At 61.1% G+C, this 21,499-nt stretch carries 17 protein-coding genes and 2 pseudogenes; 5 read left to right on the forward strand and 14 right to left on the reverse strand.

Annotation, left to right across the window (positions count from 1 at the left end; genetic code table 11):
* Positions 1–74: 74 nt before the first annotated feature.
* Entirely contained in the window at positions 75–977 is a 903-nt protein-coding gene (locus JWR14_RS31545) for a YihY/virulence factor BrkB family protein (protein WP_299717240.1), read from the forward strand.
* A 59-nt stretch (positions 978–1,036) separates the two neighbouring features.
* A pseudogene (locus tag JWR14_RS31550) lies at positions 1,037–1,657 on the forward strand (IS6 family transposase); the annotation flags it as partial.
* 109 nt (positions 1,658–1,766) lie between these two features.
* Here the strand turns inward: JWR14_RS31550 and JWR14_RS31555 are convergent.
* Together JWR14_RS31555 and JWR14_RS31560 are read right to left on the reverse strand one after the other, a co-directional pair.
* Positions 1,767–2,687, reverse strand: coding sequence for a DUF4922 domain-containing protein (locus JWR14_RS31555; protein ID WP_299717242.1), 921 nt, complete (start codon positions 2,685–2,687; stop codon positions 1,767–1,769).
* A 42-nt stretch (positions 2,688–2,729) separates the two neighbouring features.
* Positions 2,730–3,215, reverse strand: a complete 486-nt coding sequence (locus tag JWR14_RS31560; protein WP_299717244.1) for an adenosine-specific kinase — start codon at positions 3,213–3,215, stop codon at positions 2,730–2,732.
* 238 nt (positions 3,216–3,453) lie between these two features.
* Between JWR14_RS31560 and JWR14_RS31565 the strand changes: the two genes are divergently transcribed.
* Positions 3,454–3,618 (forward strand): FmdB family zinc ribbon protein, encoded by a 165-nt coding sequence (locus JWR14_RS31565; protein WP_299717246.1) that lies wholly within the window; start codon positions 3,454–3,456, stop codon positions 3,616–3,618.
* 108 nt (positions 3,619–3,726) lie between these two features.
* On the forward strand, positions 3,727–5,154 hold the full coding sequence (otsA, locus tag JWR14_RS31570; protein ID WP_299717248.1) for an alpha,alpha-trehalose-phosphate synthase (UDP-forming): 1,428 nt from the start codon (positions 3,727–3,729) through the stop codon (positions 5,152–5,154).
* Positions 5,155–5,193: 39 nt separating this feature from the next.
* On the opposite strand, the pseudogene JWR14_RS31575 reads toward otsA, so the two are convergent.
* The 12 genes and pseudogenes from JWR14_RS31575 to JWR14_RS31630 form a co-directional block, all read right to left on the reverse strand.
* Positions 5,194–5,325 (reverse strand): annotated as a pseudogene (locus tag JWR14_RS31575) (alpha-hydroxy-acid oxidizing protein); the annotation flags it as partial.
* 117 nt (positions 5,326–5,442) lie between these two features.
* Entirely contained in the window at positions 5,443–6,036 is a 594-nt protein-coding gene (locus JWR14_RS31580; RefSeq protein WP_299717250.1) for a hypothetical protein, read from the reverse strand.
* A gap of 234 nt (positions 6,037–6,270) precedes the next feature.
* Positions 6,271–7,260: a dihydroxyacetone kinase subunit DhaK gene (gene dhaK / locus JWR14_RS31585; protein WP_299717252.1), complete on the reverse strand. Its 990-nt coding sequence runs from the start codon at positions 7,258–7,260 to the stop codon at positions 6,271–6,273.
* 13 nt (positions 7,261–7,273) lie between these two features.
* A complete protein-coding gene (gene dhaL, locus JWR14_RS31590) occupies positions 7,274–7,906 on the reverse strand; it encodes a dihydroxyacetone kinase subunit DhaL (protein WP_299717254.1) in 633 nt (210 codons plus the stop codon).
* Positions 7,903–8,940: an ABC transporter ATP-binding protein gene (locus JWR14_RS31595; protein WP_299717256.1), complete on the reverse strand. Its 1,038-nt coding sequence runs from the start codon at positions 8,938–8,940 to the stop codon at positions 7,903–7,905. Before JWR14_RS31595 ends, dhaL begins: the two co-directional genes overlap by 4 nt.
* Entirely contained in the window at positions 8,933–10,036 is a 1,104-nt protein-coding gene (locus tag JWR14_RS31600) for an ABC transporter ATP-binding protein (protein ID WP_299717258.1), read from the reverse strand. Before JWR14_RS31600 ends, JWR14_RS31595 begins: the two co-directional genes overlap by 8 nt.
* A gap of 3 nt (positions 10,037–10,039) precedes the next feature.
* Complete coding sequence (locus JWR14_RS31605) at positions 10,040–10,234, reverse strand: hypothetical protein (protein ID WP_299717260.1); 195 nt, start codon at positions 10,232–10,234, stop codon at positions 10,040–10,042.
* A complete protein-coding gene (locus JWR14_RS31610) occupies positions 10,231–11,184 on the reverse strand; it encodes a carbohydrate ABC transporter permease (protein ID WP_299717262.1) in 954 nt (317 codons plus the stop codon). Before JWR14_RS31610 ends, JWR14_RS31605 begins: the two co-directional genes overlap by 4 nt.
* Positions 11,181–12,137, reverse strand: a complete 957-nt coding sequence (locus JWR14_RS31615) for a sugar ABC transporter permease (RefSeq protein ID WP_299717264.1) — start codon at positions 12,135–12,137, stop codon at positions 11,181–11,183. The genes JWR14_RS31610 and JWR14_RS31615 overlap by 4 nt, the downstream gene beginning before the upstream one ends.
* 65 nt (positions 12,138–12,202) lie before the next feature.
* Positions 12,203–13,531 carry an ABC transporter substrate-binding protein gene (locus tag JWR14_RS31620; RefSeq protein WP_299717266.1) on the reverse strand — a complete coding sequence of 443 codons (1,329 nt, stop codon included), beginning with the start codon at positions 13,529–13,531 and terminating at the stop codon, positions 12,203–12,205.
* 111 nt (positions 13,532–13,642) lie between these two features.
* Positions 13,643–14,662 (reverse strand): LacI family DNA-binding transcriptional regulator, encoded by a 1,020-nt coding sequence (locus JWR14_RS31625; RefSeq protein WP_299717268.1) that lies wholly within the window; start codon positions 14,660–14,662, stop codon positions 13,643–13,645.
* 509 nt (positions 14,663–15,171) lie between these two features.
* Positions 15,172–18,534, reverse strand: coding sequence for an adenylate/guanylate cyclase domain-containing protein (locus JWR14_RS31630; protein WP_299717270.1), 3,363 nt, complete (start codon positions 18,532–18,534; stop codon positions 15,172–15,174).
* 228 nt (positions 18,535–18,762) lie between these two features.
* Between JWR14_RS31630 and JWR14_RS31635 the strand changes: the two genes are divergently transcribed.
* Complete coding sequence (locus JWR14_RS31635) at positions 18,763–20,994, forward strand: SulP family inorganic anion transporter (RefSeq protein ID WP_299717272.1); 2,232 nt, start codon at positions 18,763–18,765, stop codon at positions 20,992–20,994.
* Positions 20,995–21,499 lie beyond the last annotated feature (505 nt).

A 21,499-nucleotide genomic window follows, 5' to 3' on the forward strand; every position in this document is an offset into this window, starting at 1 on the left:
CGGAGCTTCGGGAGCCATCCCTGATGGGAAGTGAACGAAGTGCAATCGCAGTTTGGCCGTGCAGCGGAGGCGTTATGCAACGGATACACGACAGCGCGTTGCGGACCGTTGCAGGTCATCCGGCAACGTTCGTGGTGCAAACCTTGAAAGCGTTTCGCGCGAACCAAGGGATGCTGCTCGCAGGCGCGGTTGCCTACTACGCGCTGCTTTCGATCGTCCCGCTACTCATCCTGGTTGTGATCGCGCTGTCACACCTCGTTGAACAAAGGGTGCTACTTGATTCGCTTGTGCATTTGCTCGAGTGGTTAGTCCCAGGGCAAGCGAAGGCCATTGTGCGGGAACTGGCGAACTTCCTTGCGCACCGCGCCGTGATAGGTTGGGTACTTCTCTGCACCATGATTTTCTTCAGTTCGTTGGCGTTCACCGTGCTAGAAAACGCGATGTCAGTAATCTTTGTGCACCGGGTGGCAATTCGGCGGCGACACTTCCTGATTTCCGCGCTGCTCCCCTATTGCTACAGTCTATCGTTGGGCGTGGGTGTTCTCCTCGTCACGCTCGTTTCCAATGGCTTGCAGGCCGTCGGCGCCAACAGCATTGACGCGTTCGGCTGGCAGGTCTCTCTTGTCGGTGCCTCACGCGTGTTGCTTTATCTGTTCGGACTTGCGGGAGAAATTTTTGTCTTGACGTCAATCTATCTCGTGATCCCAGTCGGTCGCCCGACGTTCAGGCATGCGCTGGTCGGCGCGATCGCGGCGGCCCTACTGTGGGAAGCGACACGTCACGTACTCGTCTGGTATTTTGCAACGCTATCTCAGGTAAGCGTCGTATATGGTTCTCTGACAACAGCGATCGTTGTTCTCTTCAGTCTCGAAGCCCTCGCGACGCTCCTGTTATTCGGTGCTCAGCTGATCGCGGAATACGAACGTCTTAGCGCCGGCTCGAATGAATTGGACCCCAAACCATTCCGAACGGGCTAATAGACCGCCATTGATATTTAAGCAGTGCCGCGCTTAACTGCCGCCCTCGATCTGTTTGTAAGCTAAGCCTTCGGGACCTCGTCGAAGTGATGGTTGAACGCGGCCTGTCGCTATCGCACACGACGATCATGCGCTGGATTAAACGCTTGACGCCGGAATTCGTTAAGCGCTGGAATCGGTTCGCAATATCCGCCGGACGCTCATGGCGTGTCGACGAGACGAAAGATTCGTGGAAAACGGACCTATCTTTACCGTGCCGTTGATCGAGCGCGAAAGACAGTCGATTTCAGGCTCAGCGCCAAGCGCGATGTCGTTGCTGCCAAGGCCTTCTTTGCGAAGGCGATCAACAGCCAAGGGATGGTTCCGGATACCATTACGCCGGATGGCTACGCAGCATCTCACGCGCGGTGCGAGAAATGGTGGCCGACGAGTTGCCGCGCGAGGGTACAACGCCGAGATCATCGAAGTACTCCAACAACCCGATCGAACAAGACCATCAAAATGTCAAGTCCAGCGGCAATGTGATGCTTGGCTTCAACCGCTTTCGGAATACGGCCGTTACGATATCCGGCATCGAACTGATACATCGCATTCGGAATGGCCAGTTCGATCTCTTCAAGATGCAACTCAAAGATATCACGCCATCAGCTGTCTGGATGACGGTGTTCTCAGCTCGTTGAAATGGCGGACGAAAGACGGTGTCTCGCCCGCTCGTTCTATTTGCACCACAACCCATGTTTCCGCCTTATGAGGTTCAGCCTTGAAGCGAAAACGCTAGGCAGATGGGCGCTATTGACCCACGGCGGCAGGGACCGCGACGCGTTGCAGCACGGACATCGGACCGAGCCTCTTAATGACGTCCATCTGTGCTGCGTCACGCACGAAGAGCGATCCGGCAAACCCCAGCGCATTCACTGAAATGCCTTCGACGCATTCCGAATACCTTGGTACGAGCAGCATCCATCGGCGGGTGACAAGCAGGTTATACGGTGCCGACTGATGCAATTCGCCATTCACCTCGATCGCTCGCAGGCCAGCAGCTTCGAGCAACGCGTGGTAGCAATCAAACGCGGCGTGTGCGGCGTGCCGCGAGGCGGCAGGAGCCAGTTCCAGACGGGCGAACGCATGCAGAAAAGGCAGGCCAGGTACAGTGCCGATCGGACCTTCCATGCCCCCGGGCCTAAGAACGGATTCAATGGGGAGCGGCGGACCTGATTCTCCGAGCGGCAGCGGCACGATCTGCAGATGCTTGTGGCGTTGACTTGCGCCGGATTGCGCGCCGCCATTGTAAAAGCCGAGGCCGTCGAACTCGGCCATGCAGGCGGCCAATGCAACGAAGTCCGCGAACTCGAGCAGCGCTTCCTGCGGTTTGAAGCAACGGGTGACGATCAGGAGATGATGGTCGATGACGTTGAACTTGTTGAGCAAGGCGACGTGAGTGTCCGAGAGCTCGGCCACAAAGAGGTCGGGGTCGTAAGGAAGGAACGGATTCACCGCGCTGCCCGCCCCCACCTCGACTTCGCGCGCCTGTCGGGTTTCCTCCTTGCGCGCGAGGCTTGCGACCTGGCGGACGAGAAAGCGTACGCCGCCTTCTTCGAGCAGCGTCTGGATTGTCTCGATGGGCCGCAGTGCACCAAGACGCAGCGCATGCGCGGTCTGACACAGGACGGCCGGCCACAGTGTGCCGGGATGCAGACGTAGATGTTCCATGGTTCGATGGGCACGCGGGTCGCGCGAGGAGAGCAACCGCACCTACGCTTTGTAACCGATAGCACGTAACAGATCCTTACGCCATTGAACGTCCTCCTCGTTTTCCACGCCGAGCGGCGGGAACCCATCAACCACACCCAGGATGCCGCGCCCCTGCTCTGTCTCGGCAACCAGAATCTGCGTGGGATTCGCCGTCGCACAGAATATCCGGCATACCTCCGGCACAGCCTTTATCGCATTCAGAACATTGACGGGGTAAAAGCCATCGCCGAGAAAAATCACGAAGCTGTGGCCCGCACCGATGGCCGTGGCATTCCGGCACGCCAACTCGACCAGGTCGGCGTCGGTGCCAGACCGGCGCACAAGGCGCTTACCGGACGCTTCACAAAAGGCCAAACCAAACTTGATACCCGGAACGGTACCGACCATTGCCTCGTGCAGATCCTCGACAGACTTGATGAAGTGGCTTTGCCCCAGGATGAAGTTCGTCGCTTCGGGTTTGACGATTGTTACTGTAAGTACTTGCATATCGGACCTCGCTCTGTGCCGCCAGGAACACTGGGGGAGAAGCGGTTTTCGCCAGTAGGCGGGTATCAGTTCACCACGTTTCGCCGGACGACGACCGCCTTGACCATAAATCAAGCCTAGTACGAACCGGAGACGCATGCCTGAGCATTTCCTGCACTAGAATGGATTTTCACAGTGCCGGACAGTGCTGGTGAATCGTATCAGGCCGGCCAGGTGGATTCGTGTTGGAGAAGTGCAAATGCCAACGTATCAATATCGTTGCGAGAAGTGTGGCCATTTGTTCGAGCACGCTGAACATCTCGCTGAACATGAGAGCGCCCATCCGCGTTGCCCGAAGTGCGCAAGTGAGACGTGTCAGCACGTACCGACGCCATTTATCGCCAAAACGTCAAAAAAGAGCTGAGATCTGACCTCGCATCAATTCGTCCATGGAGTGGATGATTAACTGTCGGCGCTACCCCTTCGTGTCCGGGCGGTGAGTGCCGTGTGAACACACCAGCATAGGGACCTCATGAGCCGTCTAGTCGTCGTTTCAAATCGCACTGCCGATCCTCGCAAGCCTGCAGCCGGCGGACTCGCTGTAGCGGTAAGGGAGAGCCTGCAACAGACCGGCGGGCTCTGGTTTGGCTGGAGTGGCAAGATACGCGAAGCTGCGGATACCGCAATAGCCGGCCAGAGCGAAGTTCATGTTCAAACGGCCGGCAACGTCACGCTTGCGACACTTGATCTGAGCCGGGAAGATCACGACACGTATTACCTGGGTTACGCCAACGATGTCTTGTGGCCGGTATTCCATTACCGGCTGGACCTGGCCAATTTCGACACGCGGTTCGCAGCGGGCTATCGCAGGGTCAACCAGTTATTCGCGCACAAGTTGCTGCCGCTGCTGAAGCCGGACGATCTCATCTGGGTTCACGACTATCAGTTGATCCCGCTCGCGGCCGAGTTGCGAGCCATGGGATGTACCAATCGTATCGGCTTCTTCCTGCATATTCCGATGCCGCCACCGCTGATCATGGCCGCGATTCCGGAACACGAATGGCTGATGCGCTCGCTCTTCGCCTACGATCTGGTGGGCTTCCAGAGCGAAGCCGACCTGACGCATTTTTCTCACTACGTCGAATCGGAAGCGCAGGCACAACGGTTGAGTCCGGATCGCCTTCGGGCATTCAATCGAACGCTGCGGGTCGGCGCCTACCCCATCGGCATCGACGTCGACGACTTCATTCGTCTTGCCGACTCGAAGGAAGGGCGCGACATGTTCGTCCGGATGCGAGAGGAGTATTCGCGGCGGCGTTTGCTGGTGGGCGTCGACCGGTTGGACTACTCGAAGGGGCTGCCACAACGCGTCCATGCTTTCCGCGAACTGCTGACCTTCTACCCGGAAAACCGCGATAGCGCGACGCTGATCCAGATCGCTTCCCCTAGCCGCGAGGACGTGGGTGCCTACGACGATCTGCGGCGACAGATGGATAGCCTGTGCGGCGCGATTAATGGCGACTTCGGTGAACTGGACTGGATGCCGGTGCGCTACATCCATCGCAACGTGGCCCGTAAGCGTCTGCCGGGGCTCTATCGCGCGAGTCGAGTGGCGCTCGTCACGCCGTTGCGGGACGGCATGAATCTGGTCGCGAAAGAATTCGTCGCTGCACAGGACTCTGCCGACCCGGGCATGCTGGTGCTCTCGCGTTTTGCCGGAGCCGCAGAGCAATTGAAGGAAGCGCTGCTCGTCAATCCCTACGACACGCAAGGCACGGCGCAGGCCATCCAGCGGGCGCTAACGATGTCGCTCGACGAGAGGATCAACCGGCATGAAGCTCTTCTTCAGCGAATCCGCAAGTTCGATGTGCACTGGTGGAGTTCGACGTTTCTGCAAGCGTTGGAAGATTCCGAGCCGCAAGAAGTGGCGGCGAGCGGTATGCGCCGTGTATCTGGCTGAACACCGTCCATCGCCAGGCGTCGTGCCCGGCGCAGATTCTCAACACCGGTCAGGCAATAGAATCCGCTCGTCCACCTGACAGATGTCAGCGTGGCCGCAAAAGGCCATCGTGATCTCCAGTTCCTTCGGGATGATCTGCAGGCACTGGGTGACACCAGCCTCTCCCATTGCCGAACTGCGCAAGCCGCTCTCCTCGCTTACGCATGAAGACCTGCTCATCTATCGGTGGCTTCTGGCGGATCCGCAGCCCGCGCAGCCGTAGACGAGAGTGAACCAAACCGTGGGAGGTCAATTCACGCGCGCTCGGCGCGCACTCGGCGAGTTTGCAGCTGCAGAAGTCTTGGTCAACACGGCAAGTTTCTTAACCGAGAATTCTTCGTTGAGAACAGCAACTCTGACCTGTGCCAGACAGTGCGCTCCCTCGTCCGTCCATCGCATTTGTTGCTTCTTCGCCATGCGATGGCTGACCACCAGGTTCACCACGGACTCGGCAATGCTGCTGCTGATCGGTAGCCCCTTGTGATAGCGCATGCCATATTTCACGAGCGTACCGGCGTTGTTCTCGATGTAGAAGGACAGGCGGCGCAGGTTCCAGTACAACGTCGAGTGCTCATAGCCTTCCTTCGCCAACAGCGTGGCATCCAGGGCCTTGATGCGGGACACCCATTGCCGGCCCTTTCCATGCCAAACCAGCCACTTGGCGTGATCGATCTCTGTCTCTACAGCGATTCGCTCGTGGGGCTCCATCGTCTGGCTTCCTAAAACCGAGTTCTGGGCAGCCTTGAACTTCATCGCGATGTGAAACCAGTCCAGGATCCTTCCCCTGGCGAGCTGGCTGCCGTCCACAGCCTTGCCGAATTCGCCAGCGTCATCGCTGATCACGGTGACTCGCTCGTCTCCGATCGGTTGGCAACGTTGCCAGCGTAGCTGATACGGCCAGCGTGCCGGGCGGGCTCGCTGGGCTCTTTTCGTTAGAAACTTCGCAGATTCCAAGCGTCGTATCCCATCGGGTACTGCGCCGTCACGCCGTCTATGACGGCGGTCAAGTTAACGGAAATGGCCTCCCACGGTTTGGTTCACTCTCCCTGCCCCTCTCGCCGTGTTCCGCGACGCGCCCTACCTCCCCCATCTCAACGCCGCCGTATGCACCGCACTATCCCAATGCGTTTTCATCTCTTCATCGAGAACACAGAGCGTGATTGACGCTCCCGCCATCTCAAGCGACGTCGTCAACGCGCCGACCAGCACGCGCCCGATCCTCAGCCCACGCTCGCCAAGCCACACTCGCGTAGAGTTGAACAACAGATAGAGCTCCCCAAGCGGCGTTCCACCCAGCCCATTAACCAGCACAAGCAATTCCGCACCCCCCTCCGGCTTCAAATCATCAACAATCGCACTCAACAACTCCGCCACGATCGCATCGGCCGGCGCCAACTTCGCCCGTCGCCTGCCCGGCTCGCCGTGAATACCCACCCCCACTTCAATCTCATCGTCGCCGATCTTGAACGTACGCGTGCCCGCCGCCGGCACGACGCAGCTCGTGAACGCAACGCCCATCGACGCGGTGTGCTTGTTAATACGATCCCCAAACGCCTTGCACTGCTCAAGACTCGCACCACTTTCCGCCATGCTGCCAACCAGTTTCTCGACAATCACCGTTCCCGCTACCCCCCTGCGCCCGGTCGTATAACTCGAATCCTCGACCGCGACATCATCGTTGATCAGCACGATCGCGTTCTGCACCTCGGACATCTCGGAGGCCATCTCGAAGTTCATCACATCGCCCGAGTAGTTCTTCACGATGAAGAGGACGCCCGGACCGGTATCGACTGCCATGGCGGCGGCCATCATCTGGTCCGGCGTCGGCGACGTAAAGATCTGCCCCGGGCACGCGGCATCAAGCATGCCGTAGCCGACAAAACCACTATGCAAAGGCTCATGCCCCGACCCGCCACCCGACAGCAGCGCCACCTTCCCGGGCGTCAGCACCTTGCGACGCACGAACAAAGGCTCGTTGTTCAGGACGACGAGGTCGGCATGCGCGGTGGCGAATCCCGCCAGGCTTTCGGCAAGAAAATCGTCGACGTGATTGATGAACTTCTTCATGGCCTGTGCTCCTTCACTTGATGTGTTGCGCGAGATGCGCGCACACCGCCGCAATCATGAGCTCGCTGGAACGCGCGCCCGGATCAATATGGCCGCGCGAACGCTCGCCGAGAAACGACGCCCGTCCTTTGGTCGCGAGCATGTCGCGGGTGGCAAGCATCTGCGTTTGCGCCACGCGCGGCAGCTCGTCGAGGACCGCTTGCGCGGACGCGCCCGCGGCCGCCAGTTCCCTGAAACGATTTGCGACCGGGATCAGCACGTCCATCATCGTCTTGCTGCCCACGCCCGTCTTGCCCCGCTGGCCGACCGCATCCACGCCCGCGGCAAAGATGACGGCAAACCCGGGCACGTCCATCCCCTGCCCCTTCGCGCACTTAGACATGCCGCTCAACAATGAATAAAACAGCGGTCCCGACGATCCTCCGACTGTCGATAACACTTTGGCCGCCACCGCATCGAGCGACGGCCCGAACGCAGCGGCTTCGATGTCACCGCGGGCGGCGAGCAGCGCCTCCATGCCGCGCAGCAGGTTGAAGATGTGGTCGCCATCGCCGATCTGCTGATCGAGCAACGCGATCTCGTCCATGTTTTGCTTGAGCGTTGCATGCGCGGCTTCGATGCACGCCATGACCGTCTTGCCGTTCATGTCGGGATCCTCCTGCCGTCGGCGCGAAAATAGAGAAGACTGCGCGCGGGCAGCGACACGCCGACCGATTGCCCCGCGTTGAAATTGCGTTCCGTTACGGTCGTCGCGACCACGGCCGTGCCGTTGCGATCCAGAATCAGCAGATGACGCAGCGGCGAGTATTCGAGCACCTTCACGTCCATCACATTGCGCTCGCTATGCCCGCCTGACTCGCCTGTTTCCGCGACAACAATATCCTCCGGGCGTATCGCAACGGTCGCGGTGCCTGCCGGCATGACCGTCGGATCGAAGAGCGTCGGCGGCAGCAGGTTGATCGGCGGCGAACCGAGACGCCGCGCCGCGCTCACGCATGCAGGATTGCCATAGACCTCGCGCGGCGTGCCGAGCTGCACGAGCCGCCCATGTTCAAGAATGCCGATGCGATCCGCGAGCGTGGTCGCTTCCACCTGATCGTGCGTGACATACACAATAGTCGCGCCGATATTCCGGTGCAGGCGCTTCAGTTCGATCCGCAGTTCCTCGCGCAGCTTGGCATCGAGCGATGACAGCGGCTCGTCCATCAGGAACACGCGCGGCTCGCGAACCAGCGCGCGCCCGATCGCCACTCGCTGCATCTCGCCGCCCGACAGATGCGTCGCCATGTTGGCAAGCTTCGATTCCATGTGCAGCATCGCGGCAACCGTCTGCACGCGCGCGCGTACATCGGCCTCGCTGATGCGACGGCGCGGCGAACGCAGCGGGAACGCGAGGTTGTCGAATACCGTCAGGTGCGGATAAAGAGAGTACTGCTGGAAGATGAACGCGACATCGCGATCGGACGGATGGACGTTGGTTGCCAACTTTCCGTCGATCAGGACATCGCCGGTATCGGGTTTTTCCAGGCCCGCGATCAGGCGCAAGGTCGTGGTTTTTCCTGCGCCGCTCGGTCCAAGCAGCACGACGAATTCCCCGTCCTTTACGTCAATCGACAGCTCGTCCACCGCCAAGGTCGCGCCAAAATGCTTCGAGACGTTTTGTAGTTGCACCTCAGCCATGAACATCTCCCGTTTCCGCGCTCGCCAGCTCGGTCGCCGGAAGCCTGCGACCCGACACCGCGTCATAGAGCAACGCGCGCTCCTTGCGAAACGACAGCCCGACCGGCGATCCGGCAGCGAGCCTCACCTCCTTGCCCACGCGCGCCCGCACGATGCCCGCAGCCGTTTCTATCATCAGCACCTGGTGGGAGCCCAGGAACTCGTCGGCGATCACCTTGCCGCGCAGCGCCCCGTGTTCATCGACGACAACATGCTCCGGGCGAATGCCCAGCAGCACGCTCGTGGCCGCAGCGTCGCAATGCGGCACCGTAATCGTCGCGCCATGCACCTGTACTTGCGTCGCACCAGCGGCGACGGGTCCGTCGACGGGCAGGAAATTCATCGGCGGACTGCCGATAAAGTTGCCGACAAACACCGTCGCCGGAAAATGATATATCTCGTGCGGCGCACCCGCTTGCAGCACCTCGCCCTGATTCATCACGACGATATCGTCGGCCATTGCCATCGCTTCGCTCTGGTCGTGCGTGACGTAGACGGTGGTCGCATTGAGCTGGTCGTGAAGTTTGCGCAATTCGAGGCACATCAGTTCGCGGAAGTCGGCATCGAGCGTGCCGAGCGGCTCATCCATCAGGAACGCCTTCGGCTGGCGAACAATGGCACGGCCCAACGCCACGCGCTGACGGTCGCCACCGGAAAGGCCGCCGGTCTTCCGGTCGAGTATCTCTTCAATGCGCAGCATGCGCGCCGCCGCATCCACCCGCGCCGTGATCTCGCGGCGCGGCACATGCTCGTTCTTCAGCGGAAACGCAATGTTGTTGCGCACCGTCATATGCGGATACAACGCGAACATCTGGAACACGAAGGCAATGTCGCGCTGGCGTGCGCGCAGCGCCGTAACGTCCTCGCCGTCTATCAGTATCTGGCCTGAAGTAGGCAGCTCCAGCCCGGCGATCATGCGCAACGTGGTTGTCTTGCCGCAGCCCGACGGACCGAGCAGCACGACGAAACGCCCGGCGCCCACGACGAGATCCGTGTTGCGCACCGCGACGAAATCGTCGAAGCGTTTGTGCAGGTTGACGAGCGTGATGGCGGACATGGATCAGCCCGGAAAATGGCTGGTGACGAGGAACGCCAGCGCGCCGGCGAGGATCACGGGAAACGACCACGTGAAGAGCGCAAGCGAAAACGGTTGCACGAGCATCGCGATGCCGGCGCCGATCACGACGGTCGCCGCGATTTCGCTATGGCCGCGTCGCAGGAAACGCTCGCGCGGCGCGACAAGTTGACGTTTCATTTGCGTACCGCTCCGAAGGTGATGCCGCGCAACAGGTGCTTGCGAAGCACGACGGTGAAAAAGAGGATCGGCAGGACGAACAGCGTCGTGGCCGCGGCAACGGCCGGCCAGTCCTGCCCGCCCTCACCGATGATGAATGGTATGAACGGCGGCATGGTCTGCGCGTCGCCGCTCGTCAGGAGCGACGCGAACGCGTACTCGTTCCACGCGAAGATCAGGCAGAAGATCGCAGTGGCGGCGATCCCGGTAATGGCCTGGGGCAGCACGACCTTCACGAACGCATGCAGTCGCGTATAGCCATCGACGAGCGCGGCTTCCTCGTACTCGCGCGGTATCTCGTCCATGAAGCCCTTCAGCAGCCACACGGCGAGCGAAACGTTGACTGCCGTATAGAGCACGATCATGCCGACATAGCTATCGCTCAAACCCAGCGCGCGATACATCAGGTAGATAGGAATTGCGACCGCGATGGGCGGCATCATGCGCGTGGAGAGAATAAAGAACAGCAGGTCATCCGCCAGCGGCACTTTGAAGCGCGAGAACGCGTAGGCCGCGAGCGTACCGAGAAACACGGCGAGAAAGGTCGAGCCGAAGCCGATCACCAGCGAATTGACGAAGCGCGGCAACACCTTCGATGCCCCCGCGATCACCATGCCGCGCTTGCGCACATCGCGTTCATACCACGTCGTCGCAGGCGGCAGGCTCGCGATAAATTCGGGTGTCTGCCGAGAGTGGATCGTAAAGAGATTGACGTAGCCTTCGAGCGACGGCTGAAACAGCACGACCGGCGGATACGCAATCGCATCCTCCTGCGTCTTGAAGCTCGTCATGAAGATCCACGCTATGGGCAAGGTCGTCACGAGCGCATACACGATCACGACCATGGCCGCGAAGGTCTTGCCGCGAGGCGACGCGGCCACCACCGAATGAGCATTGCCGGGCGGTTTCATCGCTGTTTGATCCGGTTGAGCGCCTTGATATAGATGTTCGCTGCGCCGAACACCGTGACGAAGAGAATGATCGCAAGCGCCGACGAATAACCGGTCTGCCACTTTTCGAACGCGGCGCGCTTGAGCGTGATCGAAACGGTCTCCGTGACCGAGCCCGGACCGCCGGACGTCAGCAGGTTCACCATATCGAACATCTTGAAGTTTTCGATGCCGCGAAACAGCACGGCCAGCATCAGGAACGGCATGGTCATGGGCAGCGTGATCGACCAGAACTGGCGCCAGGGTGTCGCGCGATCCACTTCCGCGGCCTCATAGATATAGTCGGGAATCGAGCGCAGTCCCGCGAGGCAAATCAGCATCACATAGGGCGTCCACATCCAGGTATCGACCATGACGATGGTCCACGGCGCGAGCGGCACGTCGCCGATCATCTGGAACGAGGCCGGTGAAATGCCGGTGACAAGGCTGACTACATCGTTGAACAAGCCCGTCTGCGGCTGAAGCAGAAAGGTCCAGAAATTGCCGACGACCGCAGGCGACAGCATCATCGGCAAGAGGATCAGGGTCGTCCAGAAGCTGTGGCCGCGGAATTGCCGGTTGATCAGGAGCGCAAGGCCGAAGCCAAGCAACACTTCGAGGCTCACCGACCAGAACACGAAACGCGCGGTGACCTGCATGGCGTACCAGATGTCCTCGTCGGTCAGGATATCGATGTAGTTGTCGATGCCAATGAACCGTGCCGGCACGCTCGGCATGTTCGACTTGAAATTCGTGAACGACAGTCGCAACGCCCAGATCAACGGGAAAATATTGATCGCGAGCAATAGCAGGATGGTCGGAAGAATGAAGAGCCATGCAATGGTGCGATCCGACAGGCCGCGCAAGCTGCCGCCGCTGCGCGTCCCTCGCCCGGACTCCAGCTCCTGCGAAACAAAAGGCTTGTCTGCCAGCATGCCCGCCTCCTCGTGGCGTACTGGCGCGGCCATGCGACCGCCGCCAGTACTGATGCTCGAACGCCCTACTTGCCTTCCTGCTTGAACACCTTGTTCCAGTCCTTGACGAGCAGATCGAGCGCCTGCTTCGCCGAGCCCTTGTCCGCCACGACGTAGTCATGCACGCGCTTTTGCATGTCGAGCAAGAGTTCCGCGTAGGCAGGCTCGGCCCAGAAGTCCTTGACGATTTCCATCGATTTCAGGAACGCCGGTGCGAACGGTGCGCTCGTCGGGAAACTCGGGTCCTGTACGACCGATTTCGCCGCCGAGTAGCCACCGATTTGCCACCATTTCTTCTGCACATCGGCTTGGGCGAACCACTTGATGTATTCGAGCGCGTCCTCCTTGTGGTCGGAGTAAGAGACGACCGATATCCCTTGCCCGCCGAGCTGTGTGAATTGCTGAAGTTCTTTTGGCGTCACAAAGAAACCGATCTTGTCGCCGCCGACGTTCGGGTCTTTATAGAGTCCCGGGAAGAATGCAAACCAGTTCATCTGCATCGCGACCTGACCCGACTTGAACGCGTCGAGGCCTTCCTGCATGTAGGCGTTCGTCATGCCCGGCGCCGTGCAGCACTTGTAGAGCGCCTTGTAGAACTCCAGCCCCTTGACTGCATTGGGCGAATTGACGAAGCCGTCGAGGTGATACGGCTTCTTCGGATCTTCGTACTGGAAGCCCCACGCGTAGAGCGCGTTCGTCACGCCCATGGTGATGCCCTCAGACCCGCGTTCGGTGAAGATATAGACGCCGTACACGGTCTTGCCGTCGATCTTGCGGCCCTGGAAGAACTCGGCGGTCTGCTTGAGTTCGTCCATGGTGGTGGGCGGCGCCAGTTCGCGTTTGTATTTCTGCTTGAACTCGGCGCGCAACTCGGGCCTCGCAAACCAGTCCTTTCTATACGTCCAGCCGACGGCATCGGCCATGGCCGGGAGCGCCCAGTAGTTCGCGGTGTTCTTCGGCCATTCCGCGTAGCCGACGACCGTTGCCGGCATGAAGTCGTCCATCGATATCTTGTTCTTCGTGAAGAAGTCGTTGAGCTTCACGTAGTGGCCATTGACCGCCGCGCCGCCGATCCACTGACTATCGCCGATGATCAGATCGCACAGCTTGCCGTGCGAGTTGAGCTCATTGATGAAGCGGTCGGCATAGCTCGTCCATGGCACGAACTCGAACTTCATCTGTATGCCGGTCTTGGCTGTGAAATCCTTCGATAACTCGACGAGTGCGTTCGCCGGGTCCCATGCGGCCCAGCACAGCGTCAGTTGCTTCGCCTGCGCCTGCGCGCCCGAAGCCATGCCAAGCCCCAGCGTCAAGGCGAGCACTGCAGCCACCCTTTTTGATGTAAGCCGTAACATGTGTCTTCTCCTTTTATTTCGGTCTCCGATCATTACGACGATTGGCGCTCATGCGCTGGGCACCGTGTTTCGGCTCTGCGGATTCAGGCATCGGTCCGCGTGTCGCGAGCGTCAGGCATGCGCATTCTCACGAAGGTAAATCCGGGTTCCCGGCGTTGGAATGGCAAGCGCGCCCCGCACGTCGTTCAGAAAATTGAGGGCAGCGAGTCCCGCCCAGTGCACGATGCCGCGCACGTCCTGATCGAGGATCACGTCAATCGCGCGCTCGGCGAGTTGGGCGCGCGTCTGCGCCGTGCAGCCGTGGCCGATCAGGACCACGCGCTCCTTGTCGCCGGACTCCTGGAGCGCCGACGCAATGCCGGCGATACCGCCGCCCGTTACATAGACGCCCACGAGATCCGTATGGCGCGCGAGCAGGCCCTGCGCCGCGAGGCCGGCGCCGTCGTCATCTTCGGTAAAGTCGGGCTCTGCAACCCAGCGCAGATTGCGAAAGTCTTCTTCGAGGACTTGCGAAAAACCGGTGCGCCGTTCGAGTTGGTCGTGCAGGCGTGACGATCCCGATAGCACCGCGACCGTGCCGATGCGCGCGCCCAGAAAGAGGCCCATCAACAGTCCGGCGGTGCGTCCGGCAATGCGGTTATCGACGCCTACATATGCTGCCCTGGCGCTGCCCGGCAAGTCGGAAAACACCGTGACGACGGGCACGCCGGCGCTACTCAGTTCGTCGATGAAGTGGGCGACCCATGGGTAGTCCAGAGGCGCCATGACTACGGCGTCGTATGCGATCGCTTGCTCCGAAAAGGATGCGGTGTCGCGTTGAACCGCGAAATCGCAGCGGTAGAACGACGAGGTGATGCGATGCTCACGAAAAAAACTCGCGGACAACGCAATGTCGCGTTCCACGTGATCGAGGAAGCGGGAATTGATTTGCGGAAGAACGAAGGCAATGCGGAACGAGGTGGCTTTCGCGGGACGGCCACGGCTTGCACGGTCATCGCGCAGATTGGCGAGTGCAAGATGAACGCGTTCGGCGGTCTCGGGACGCACCGCCAGGTCGTCGCGCAAGACGCGATCGACAGTGGCCACGCTGACGCCGGCTCGCCGCGCAATCATCATCCGTGTAGCCGGCATAGTCTCCTCCGCCGCGCTGCTGAAAATCTTTGTTGTTTATCTAAGATAGATTTTCGGGTGGAAAATGCAAGCTTATTTATTGGGATAAACCCATCATGGCGCTGCCAATGATGACATTGATTGATATGGATAGCTTACTTAATAGACGCCCGGAATTTTCGCCGGTGAAGCCCGGTGCACTCAAGCGCGGCGCGATATACGCGGTGTCGTAGCCGCCGTTCGGTATCGGACTAAAAATGTATATTCGTCGGTACGAGCGGCTAATACATTACCTGTCGGGTCGCTCGGCCGCGTTTCGCGGGTATGAGCACGTCTGTGTCGCGTGCTTTTACCAATCAAGTGGGCGCACTTACCCTGGACTGAGTGCCCAGGTTCTGGGCAGATTTCGCGGCCTCGCCGGCAGCATAAGCAATGCGAACTGTCACCGCGGGTCTGGAGCCTTTCAGCGCGTGGAGACGTGGGTGGTATAGCAGGAGACGAGGATGAGATGCTTGAGGAAAACACTGCAGCTACGCGGCAAGGAACGCGTTCACGGCAACCAGGTAACTCTTGAAGCCGGCATCCCGAAGTACCTCGCCGACGCGCTCGAGTTCGCGCCGCGTGGCATTGTCAGCGTGGCCTTGCAGGCAGAGGGCGAGCACACGGCCGCGCGCCGCGAATAGTTCCGCCCAAGGCAGCGGCTCGACTCGCGTATATTCCTCGAGGCCCGTCACGTAGCGCAGCGCGCCGGACGCGTCGCCGACCGAAAGCATCGCTTCGATGGCGTCGCGGTAGAACCACAAGTGATTGTGACCAACCGCGCCGAGACGCAGTAGTTCGGCACCCTTGGCCAGGAAACGCGCACGCTCGGCGTCGTCCTCGACCGCACGGCACAACGCGCCCACGGCCTTGGGAGCGCTGAACTGCATGCCGACCTCGCCACAGATCGCCAGCGCTTCATGCAGCAGGCTTACGGCGTCTTTCCGGCGACCGCAATCAAGCAGCACGCGCGCCTGCATCTCCATGTTTTGTGCCTCGAAGCGGCGCGCTCCCAGTTGCCGGATCAGCTGCATCTCCTGCTCGAGATGGACTTGGGTCGCCTGCACGTCGCCCATTTCAAGGCAGGCAAAGACACCTAGCGTCTCGCCCAGCATCTGCGCGCGCGGCTGCCCAACGAGCGTTGCCGCACGCACTGCGGCGACTGCGTCCTCACGCGCTTGCTGAGCTTCGTTGAGGTACATCCGGCTGAAACCCTGCATCGAACGATTCGCGACCTCGATCCGGCCGAGGCCATATTCGCGACTCAACGTAACGCAACGGCTGAAGTGTTCGAAAGCCGTGCGCATCCGCCCTTGCGCGTAGGCTGCGTCGGCAAGCCCGCCAAGAGCGCGCGCCTCCGCTTCAGGAAGGCCCAGGCGCCGCGCATACGAAAGCCCTCGCTCATGCTCGGCGCGGCAATCCTCGATCTTGCCGAGGGGGAAAAGGATGTTTCCACGCAGGTGGTGCAGGCGCGCGAGTTCCGACACCATGTCATCGCGTTCCGCCACTCTCTGGGCCGCTTCCAGCAGGGCGAGGGCCTCAGCAAGACCTTCGTTGACCCGTAAGCCCTCGGCGAGCCCGAGCTGCGACCGGCATACGCCTGGTTCGTCCGGCGCAGCGGCCAATGCCGCCCGGTACGTGTCAAGCGACGCCGCAATATCACCGAGGTCCCGTTGCAGTTCGCCCTTGAGGCAGATGAGCGCGTGGCGATTTGTGTCCGTCTTCGCGATTTCGAGGCCTCGTTCGATCAGGCGTACCGCCGCCTCGATAAAGTAGGCCGTGCGTTGCGCGACAGCCGCGTCAAGATACGCCTGCGGGGCGCGGTTATCGTCGGCGCGATCGAGATGCTGGGCGTACAGCACGGGGTCGGTAGCCGCAAACCAGTCGGCGGCTCGCCGGTGCAACTCGCGCCGACGTGTTCGCAGCAGCGTCGAGTAGGCCCCTTCCTGAATCAATGCGTGCGCGAACAGGAGATCGTCGCCTTCCGGTACCACAAGTGCATTGGCGACCAGAGCATCGCAGACGTAGTCGGGTTCATCGATGAGCCGCCGCAACAACGCCACGTCGAAGCGCTGTCCAATCACCGCAGCCGCCTGAAATGCCTGACGGTCGCGCGGGGTCAGCCGGTCCATGCGCGCCAGCACCAGGCTTTGGATCGAGGCGGGAACAGCCTCACCACTTCCTTCTTCGGCGTTGCGCAGGAGCTGTTCGAGGAATAGCGGATTGCCGCCCGCCCGCTCGATACAAGTGAGCGCCACACGTTGGCTGGCGTCAATGAAGTCTCCCGCAAGGCTCAATGCCTCGTCTCTTCGCAACGGCCCAAGATCGATGGTGGCAAACGGCGTACCGCGACAGCGCGTTCGCCAGGCGGCGTCGAGTGGATCGCCTTCCACGCGCGACGTCATCACGAGCAGGCCTGGGCCGTTGGCAACGCCCGAGGCAAAGGCCGCGAGGTCGTCGAGCACCTGCGGGTCAGCCCAATGGAGGTCTTCGACGACAATCAGGACCGGCCCATTCCGGCACGCATTTTCAGTCAGCGTGGCGATGAGCGCCTGCTTGCCGCGTTTGCGCGCGGCGTGTGCCATCGCGTCATAGAGGGTCCTCCATTCACCGGATTGTGGCAGATCGAGGAGATCATGGAGGAACACGACCTGCTCAGGCTTGACGACGCCAGCCGAGACGACACGCTCGACGGCGATGCCAGACTCGGCGCCACCTGAGGTGGACGACAGGCCGAGCAGGCTGCCGATGACAGCGCGCACCGGATCCTGACCTTTGCCGACCCCGAAATCCAGCACGAGGCCGCGATGGATCTCAAACCCCTGCGCCTGCGCGACGCCGCGCATCTCGTTGACAAGCCGAGTCTTGCCGATGCCCGCGTCGCCGCGAACATACACGACATGGCCTGCCGGCCCGGCAAGACATGCGCGGACAATCCCATGGAATTGCTCGAGTTCGGCCTTTCGTCCGACGAAATGACCGCGGCTGGCAGTCGATGGCTCGCTCGCCATGCTGCGCAGCCGCCATACCCGCACCGGTGTACCGATACCTTTGAAGCGCATGTCGCCGGCCGGGTCGCAGACTGCATAGTCACCGAGCGCGCGGCGGACGCCGTCGGAAACCAGGGTTTCACCGGTCTTGGCCGCTGCCACGAGCCGCGCGGCGAGATTGACCGGATCGCCGTGCACTGTGTAGTCCTGCGCGTCGGCACGTCCGAGCGCGCCCGCGACAACCTCACCACTGGCAATTCCCACGTGCGCCTGCAAAGGACGCGATGCCTGCGCGCCTAGCTGGGCCAGCGCGTCGTGGATATCCAGCGCGGCACGCGCCGCTCGCAGGGTATCGGAGTCGTGCGCGCGCGGAGCCCCGAACAGCGCCATAACGGCATCGCCGATGTGCTTGTCGATCGTGCCGCCGTACGCGAGCACGATACCGTCTACAAGCGCGGTATAGCGGCCGACAATTTCGCGCAGTTCTTCCGGATCGAGCGACTGGGACAGCGCGGTAAAGCCGCACAGATCAGCAAACAGAATGGTGACCTGTCTGCGTTCATCCGCTTGCACGTCGACCACGGACGGCGTTGCGCAAGACCCCGCCGTGGCGAGTTCGGAAATGGACAAGAGCATGCGCTTGCGGTGGCCAAGCGAATGGACCCCGAGCTCCTTCAGATCCGCGTCGGTCAGTCGGGGCAACATCGCGAAGTCGACGTCGTTGTCGGCAAATGTGCGCGCGTATTGCTCAAGCCCCAACAGGCTCAGCCATCGTTCAATATCCATGACCGTCACCGAAAGCCGTTTCCCGGAGCGGCGTTCCTCGTTGAGCCGCAACGCGGCCCGGTTCTCCTCGCTGCTCAAGACGTATCCGTCCGCCTGACCTGAAATCAGACGAATTGACGCTGCACGATTCCCAGCATCAGAACCACACGGACTGTTCGCTGTTCCGACGTTTGCCCGTGAATAAACAGTGTAGGCGTCACGCGACGAGATGTAAGCAATTTGACATGGCCGAAACCCGCGACGGATACTAAGTCGCTCTGCCAGCGACGCCCGAAGCACGACCACCTGCATTCGTCGGGGAGTACCGTGAAGCCAGACACCACCGGTTCAGCCGCCGACGTTCGCACCCGTTCCCGCCTCTCCGGCCTGCTCGGCGACCTGACTGGCGGCGCAGTATCGACGCTCGTCATGCTCTGCTATGCAATGAGCCTCGGCACGATGATCTTCAGTGCGGATCTCGCCCGTTATGCCGAGCTGGGCGTGCCCACCGCGCTCGTCAGTTGCGTCGTGACCGCGCTGGTCATCGCGCTCATGAGTTCAATGCGCCTGAACATCGCGGGGCCCGACAGCAATGCGACAGCTTTTCTCGCGGGCGTCGCGGCGGGCGTCGCCAGCAGCGTGCGAGCGGACGGCGGATCGGCGCAGACCGTCCTGTTGACCGTGCTGATGGCCATCGCGCTGTGTTCAGTGGTGACGGGTACTATCCTTTACGCGATTGGTTCGTCGAGGCGCAGCCGCTCACTGCAGTTCCTGCCCTATCCGGTTGTAGGCGGATTCCTGGCCGGCACGGGCTACCTGTTGCTGTCGGGCGCGTTTCGCGTACTGACCGGCGAGCCGCTGCACTGGCGCACGCTGGTGTTCCTGACGCATCTGCACTGGCTCGCCTGGATGCCTGCCCTACTGGTCGGAGTACTAATCACGGTTCTGATGCGCAGCTGGAGACACGCTGCCGCGCTGCCTCTCGTGCTGGTGTTCGGCATCGCGCTTTTCTACTTCCTGCTGCACGTCGACGGCCTGTCGATCGATGACGCGCGCAAGATGGGACTGTTACTTCCTCATGCGGGATTGCATTTGAGCCAAATTCCCGCGTTTCACCTGCCGGGACCGCTCGTGCACGGCAACGTCGATTGGGCGGCCATCGGTGCACACCTGCCGGAGACGCTCGTGGTCACGTCGGCGTCGGCAATCACGATCCTGATGAACTCGACTGCGATCGGCGCGGCGACAGGCGAGGATGTCGACCTGAATCGCGAGATGCGGGCTGCGGGCATCGCCAACCTTGCGAGCGGGATGCTGGGTGGAATGGTCGGCTATCAATCGTTCAACCGGTCGATGCTCAACTCGCGCGCGGGCGCGACAAGCCGGATGGCCGGCGTGTTCGCGTCCCTCGCGTGCCTGCTTTTGCTGGTCGTCTCGCCAGACATCGTCGCGCTGTTCCCCGTGCCGGTGCTGGTCGGACTCCAGCTCTTCATGGGACTACGCCTGTTGATCCAGTGGCTGGTCGGTGCATACCGGAAGCTGAACTGGTACGAATATCTCCTTGTCCCGATCATTCTCGGCGTCATCGCGCTCTATGGCGTTGTTACTGGCGTGGTGGCGGGCGTCGTTGCCGCGTGCGTGATGTTCGCGTTGCTCTATGGCCGCGTCAGTTGCGTGCGCATGGAGTTCGATGCCAGCACCCGGACATCGAACGTCGAACGCAGCATCGAGGATAGCCAACGACTCCACGAACTCGGCACGCAGGTATGCGGGACGTGCCTGCAAGGGTTCCTGTTCTTCGGCACGGCCAATTCGATCCTGCAGCGCGTGCGCGAACGGCTAGCCACGCGCGGTCCCGTGCCGGCCCGTTTTGTGGTTCTCGACTTTGCTGCCACCAGCGGGATGGACGCGTCGGTATCGGTCAGTTTCGTTAAGCTCAGACAGCTTTGTGCAACGATCGACGCGGATTTGGTATTGACGGGATTGCCGCCGCGATCGCGTGAGCTGCTTGTGAAAACCGGTACGCTCAATCTCCGGATACATGAGTTCGCGACCTTGGATGCTGGCCTGGAATGGATCGAAGACAAGCTGCTTGCGCCGGGTGTCAATGCCCCGCCTCAGGAAGAGGACAATTTCCGCGCAATGCTCGCGGCGCATTTCACGCCACACTCCCTGGAAAGGCTAGCTGCATGCATGGAGGTGCGCGATCTCAACGCCCGGCAGGCGCTGTTCCTTCGCGGCGAGCCGGGTGACGCCCTGTACATCATCGAGCGCGGGCGTGTCGCCGTATCGCTCCCGCTTGCGGACGGTCGGTCGGTCCGGCTGCGCTCGTTCGGGCCCGGTACGGTCGTCGGCGAAATGGCGGTGTACACGCGGAATCGGCGCAGCGCTGATGTGCTCGCCGAAGTGCCCACGCGTGTCCGGCGCCTGTCACTTGAGACGCTGCTTGCACTCGAGCAGGAGGATCCAGTAACCGCGCAGCAGTTTCATCGCTTTCTCGTCAAGACGATTGCTTCACGACTTGCGGTCGCGGATGAAGCACTGCGTGCAGCCTATTGACCAGCCAACCGGCATCCAGTGCACGTCGGCGCAACGATTTCGGACATGCCGCGATGTCCCGCGCGAGCTCGCATCACCCCTCCAGTGGATCGTCGAGGCCGGCCCTATCATGTCCGGTCCATTCCTCCTGAAGACGGTGCGACGGCGCATGGTCACTCTCATTAGTAGCGACGAGCCCTAAAAACAATGTCGCCTTCCAACGGAGGTTCGGCCGTTCAATACACCCTGGTGATAGACCGTTCATGGCCGGACCTCGACGCTGGGGCATGTAACGGACCCCGAGCTCCCGTCGCCCACGCGCATGCTCCCCACCAATGACGCGTAACCAAACCGGGGGCCTCGGTCGGTTCGACCGGGAGGATTCAAAAAGTCAACGAACAAGCTAACCGAAAACCCGAGTCCATGCCGCCCGAAGGCGACGCGCGCGGTTTTCGAAGAGATATGAGGCAACCAGCGTCAAGAGACCTGAAATAGCACCCGTCACGATGTGCTCGACATAAGGGAT

The organism is Caballeronia sp. (assembly GCF_028292365.1).
GTDB lineage: Bacteria > Pseudomonadota > Gammaproteobacteria > Burkholderiales > Burkholderiaceae > Caballeronia.

Excerpts from the sequence above, each read along its gene's own strand:
- dhaL (WP_299717254.1), bottom strand. The coding sequence starts at position 7,906 with ATGAACGGCAAGACGGTCATGGCGTGCATCGAAGCCGCGCATGCAACG.
- JWR14_RS31600 (WP_299717258.1), bottom strand. The coding sequence starts at position 10,036 with ATGTCCGCCATCACGCTCGTCAACCTGCACAAACGCTTCGACGATTTC.
- JWR14_RS31625 (WP_299717268.1), bottom strand. The coding sequence starts at position 14,662 with ATGCCGGCTACACGGATGATGATTGCGCGGCGAGCCGGCGTCAGCGTG.
- JWR14_RS31545 (WP_299717240.1), top strand. The coding sequence starts at position 75 with ATGCAACGGATACACGACAGCGCGTTGCGGACCGTTGCAGGTCATCCG.
- JWR14_RS31620 (WP_299717266.1), bottom strand. The coding sequence starts at position 13,531 with ATGTTACGGCTTACATCAAAAAGGGTGGCTGCAGTGCTCGCCTTGACG.
- JWR14_RS31595 (WP_299717256.1), bottom strand. The coding sequence starts at position 8,940 with ATGGCTGAGGTGCAACTACAAAACGTCTCGAAGCATTTTGGCGCGACC.
- JWR14_RS31560 (WP_299717244.1), bottom strand. The coding sequence starts at position 3,215 with ATGCAAGTACTTACAGTAACAATCGTCAAACCCGAAGCGACGAACTTC.
- dhaK (WP_299717252.1), bottom strand. The coding sequence starts at position 7,260 with ATGAAGAAGTTCATCAATCACGTCGACGATTTTCTTGCCGAAAGCCTG.
- JWR14_RS31615 (WP_299717264.1), bottom strand. The coding sequence starts at position 12,137 with ATGCTGGCAGACAAGCCTTTTGTTTCGCAGGAGCTGGAGTCCGGGCGA.
- otsA (WP_299717248.1), top strand. The coding sequence starts at position 3,727 with ATGAGCCGTCTAGTCGTCGTTTCAAATCGCACTGCCGATCCTCGCAAG.
- JWR14_RS31605 (WP_299717260.1), bottom strand. The coding sequence starts at position 10,234 with ATGAAACGTCAACTTGTCGCGCCGCGCGAGCGTTTCCTGCGACGCGGC.
- JWR14_RS31565 (WP_299717246.1), top strand. The coding sequence starts at position 3,454 with ATGCCAACGTATCAATATCGTTGCGAGAAGTGTGGCCATTTGTTCGAG.
- JWR14_RS31610 (WP_299717262.1), bottom strand. The coding sequence starts at position 11,184 with ATGAAACCGCCCGGCAATGCTCATTCGGTGGTGGCCGCGTCGCCTCGC.
- JWR14_RS31555 (WP_299717242.1), bottom strand. The coding sequence starts at position 2,687 with ATGGAACATCTACGTCTGCATCCCGGCACACTGTGGCCGGCCGTCCTG.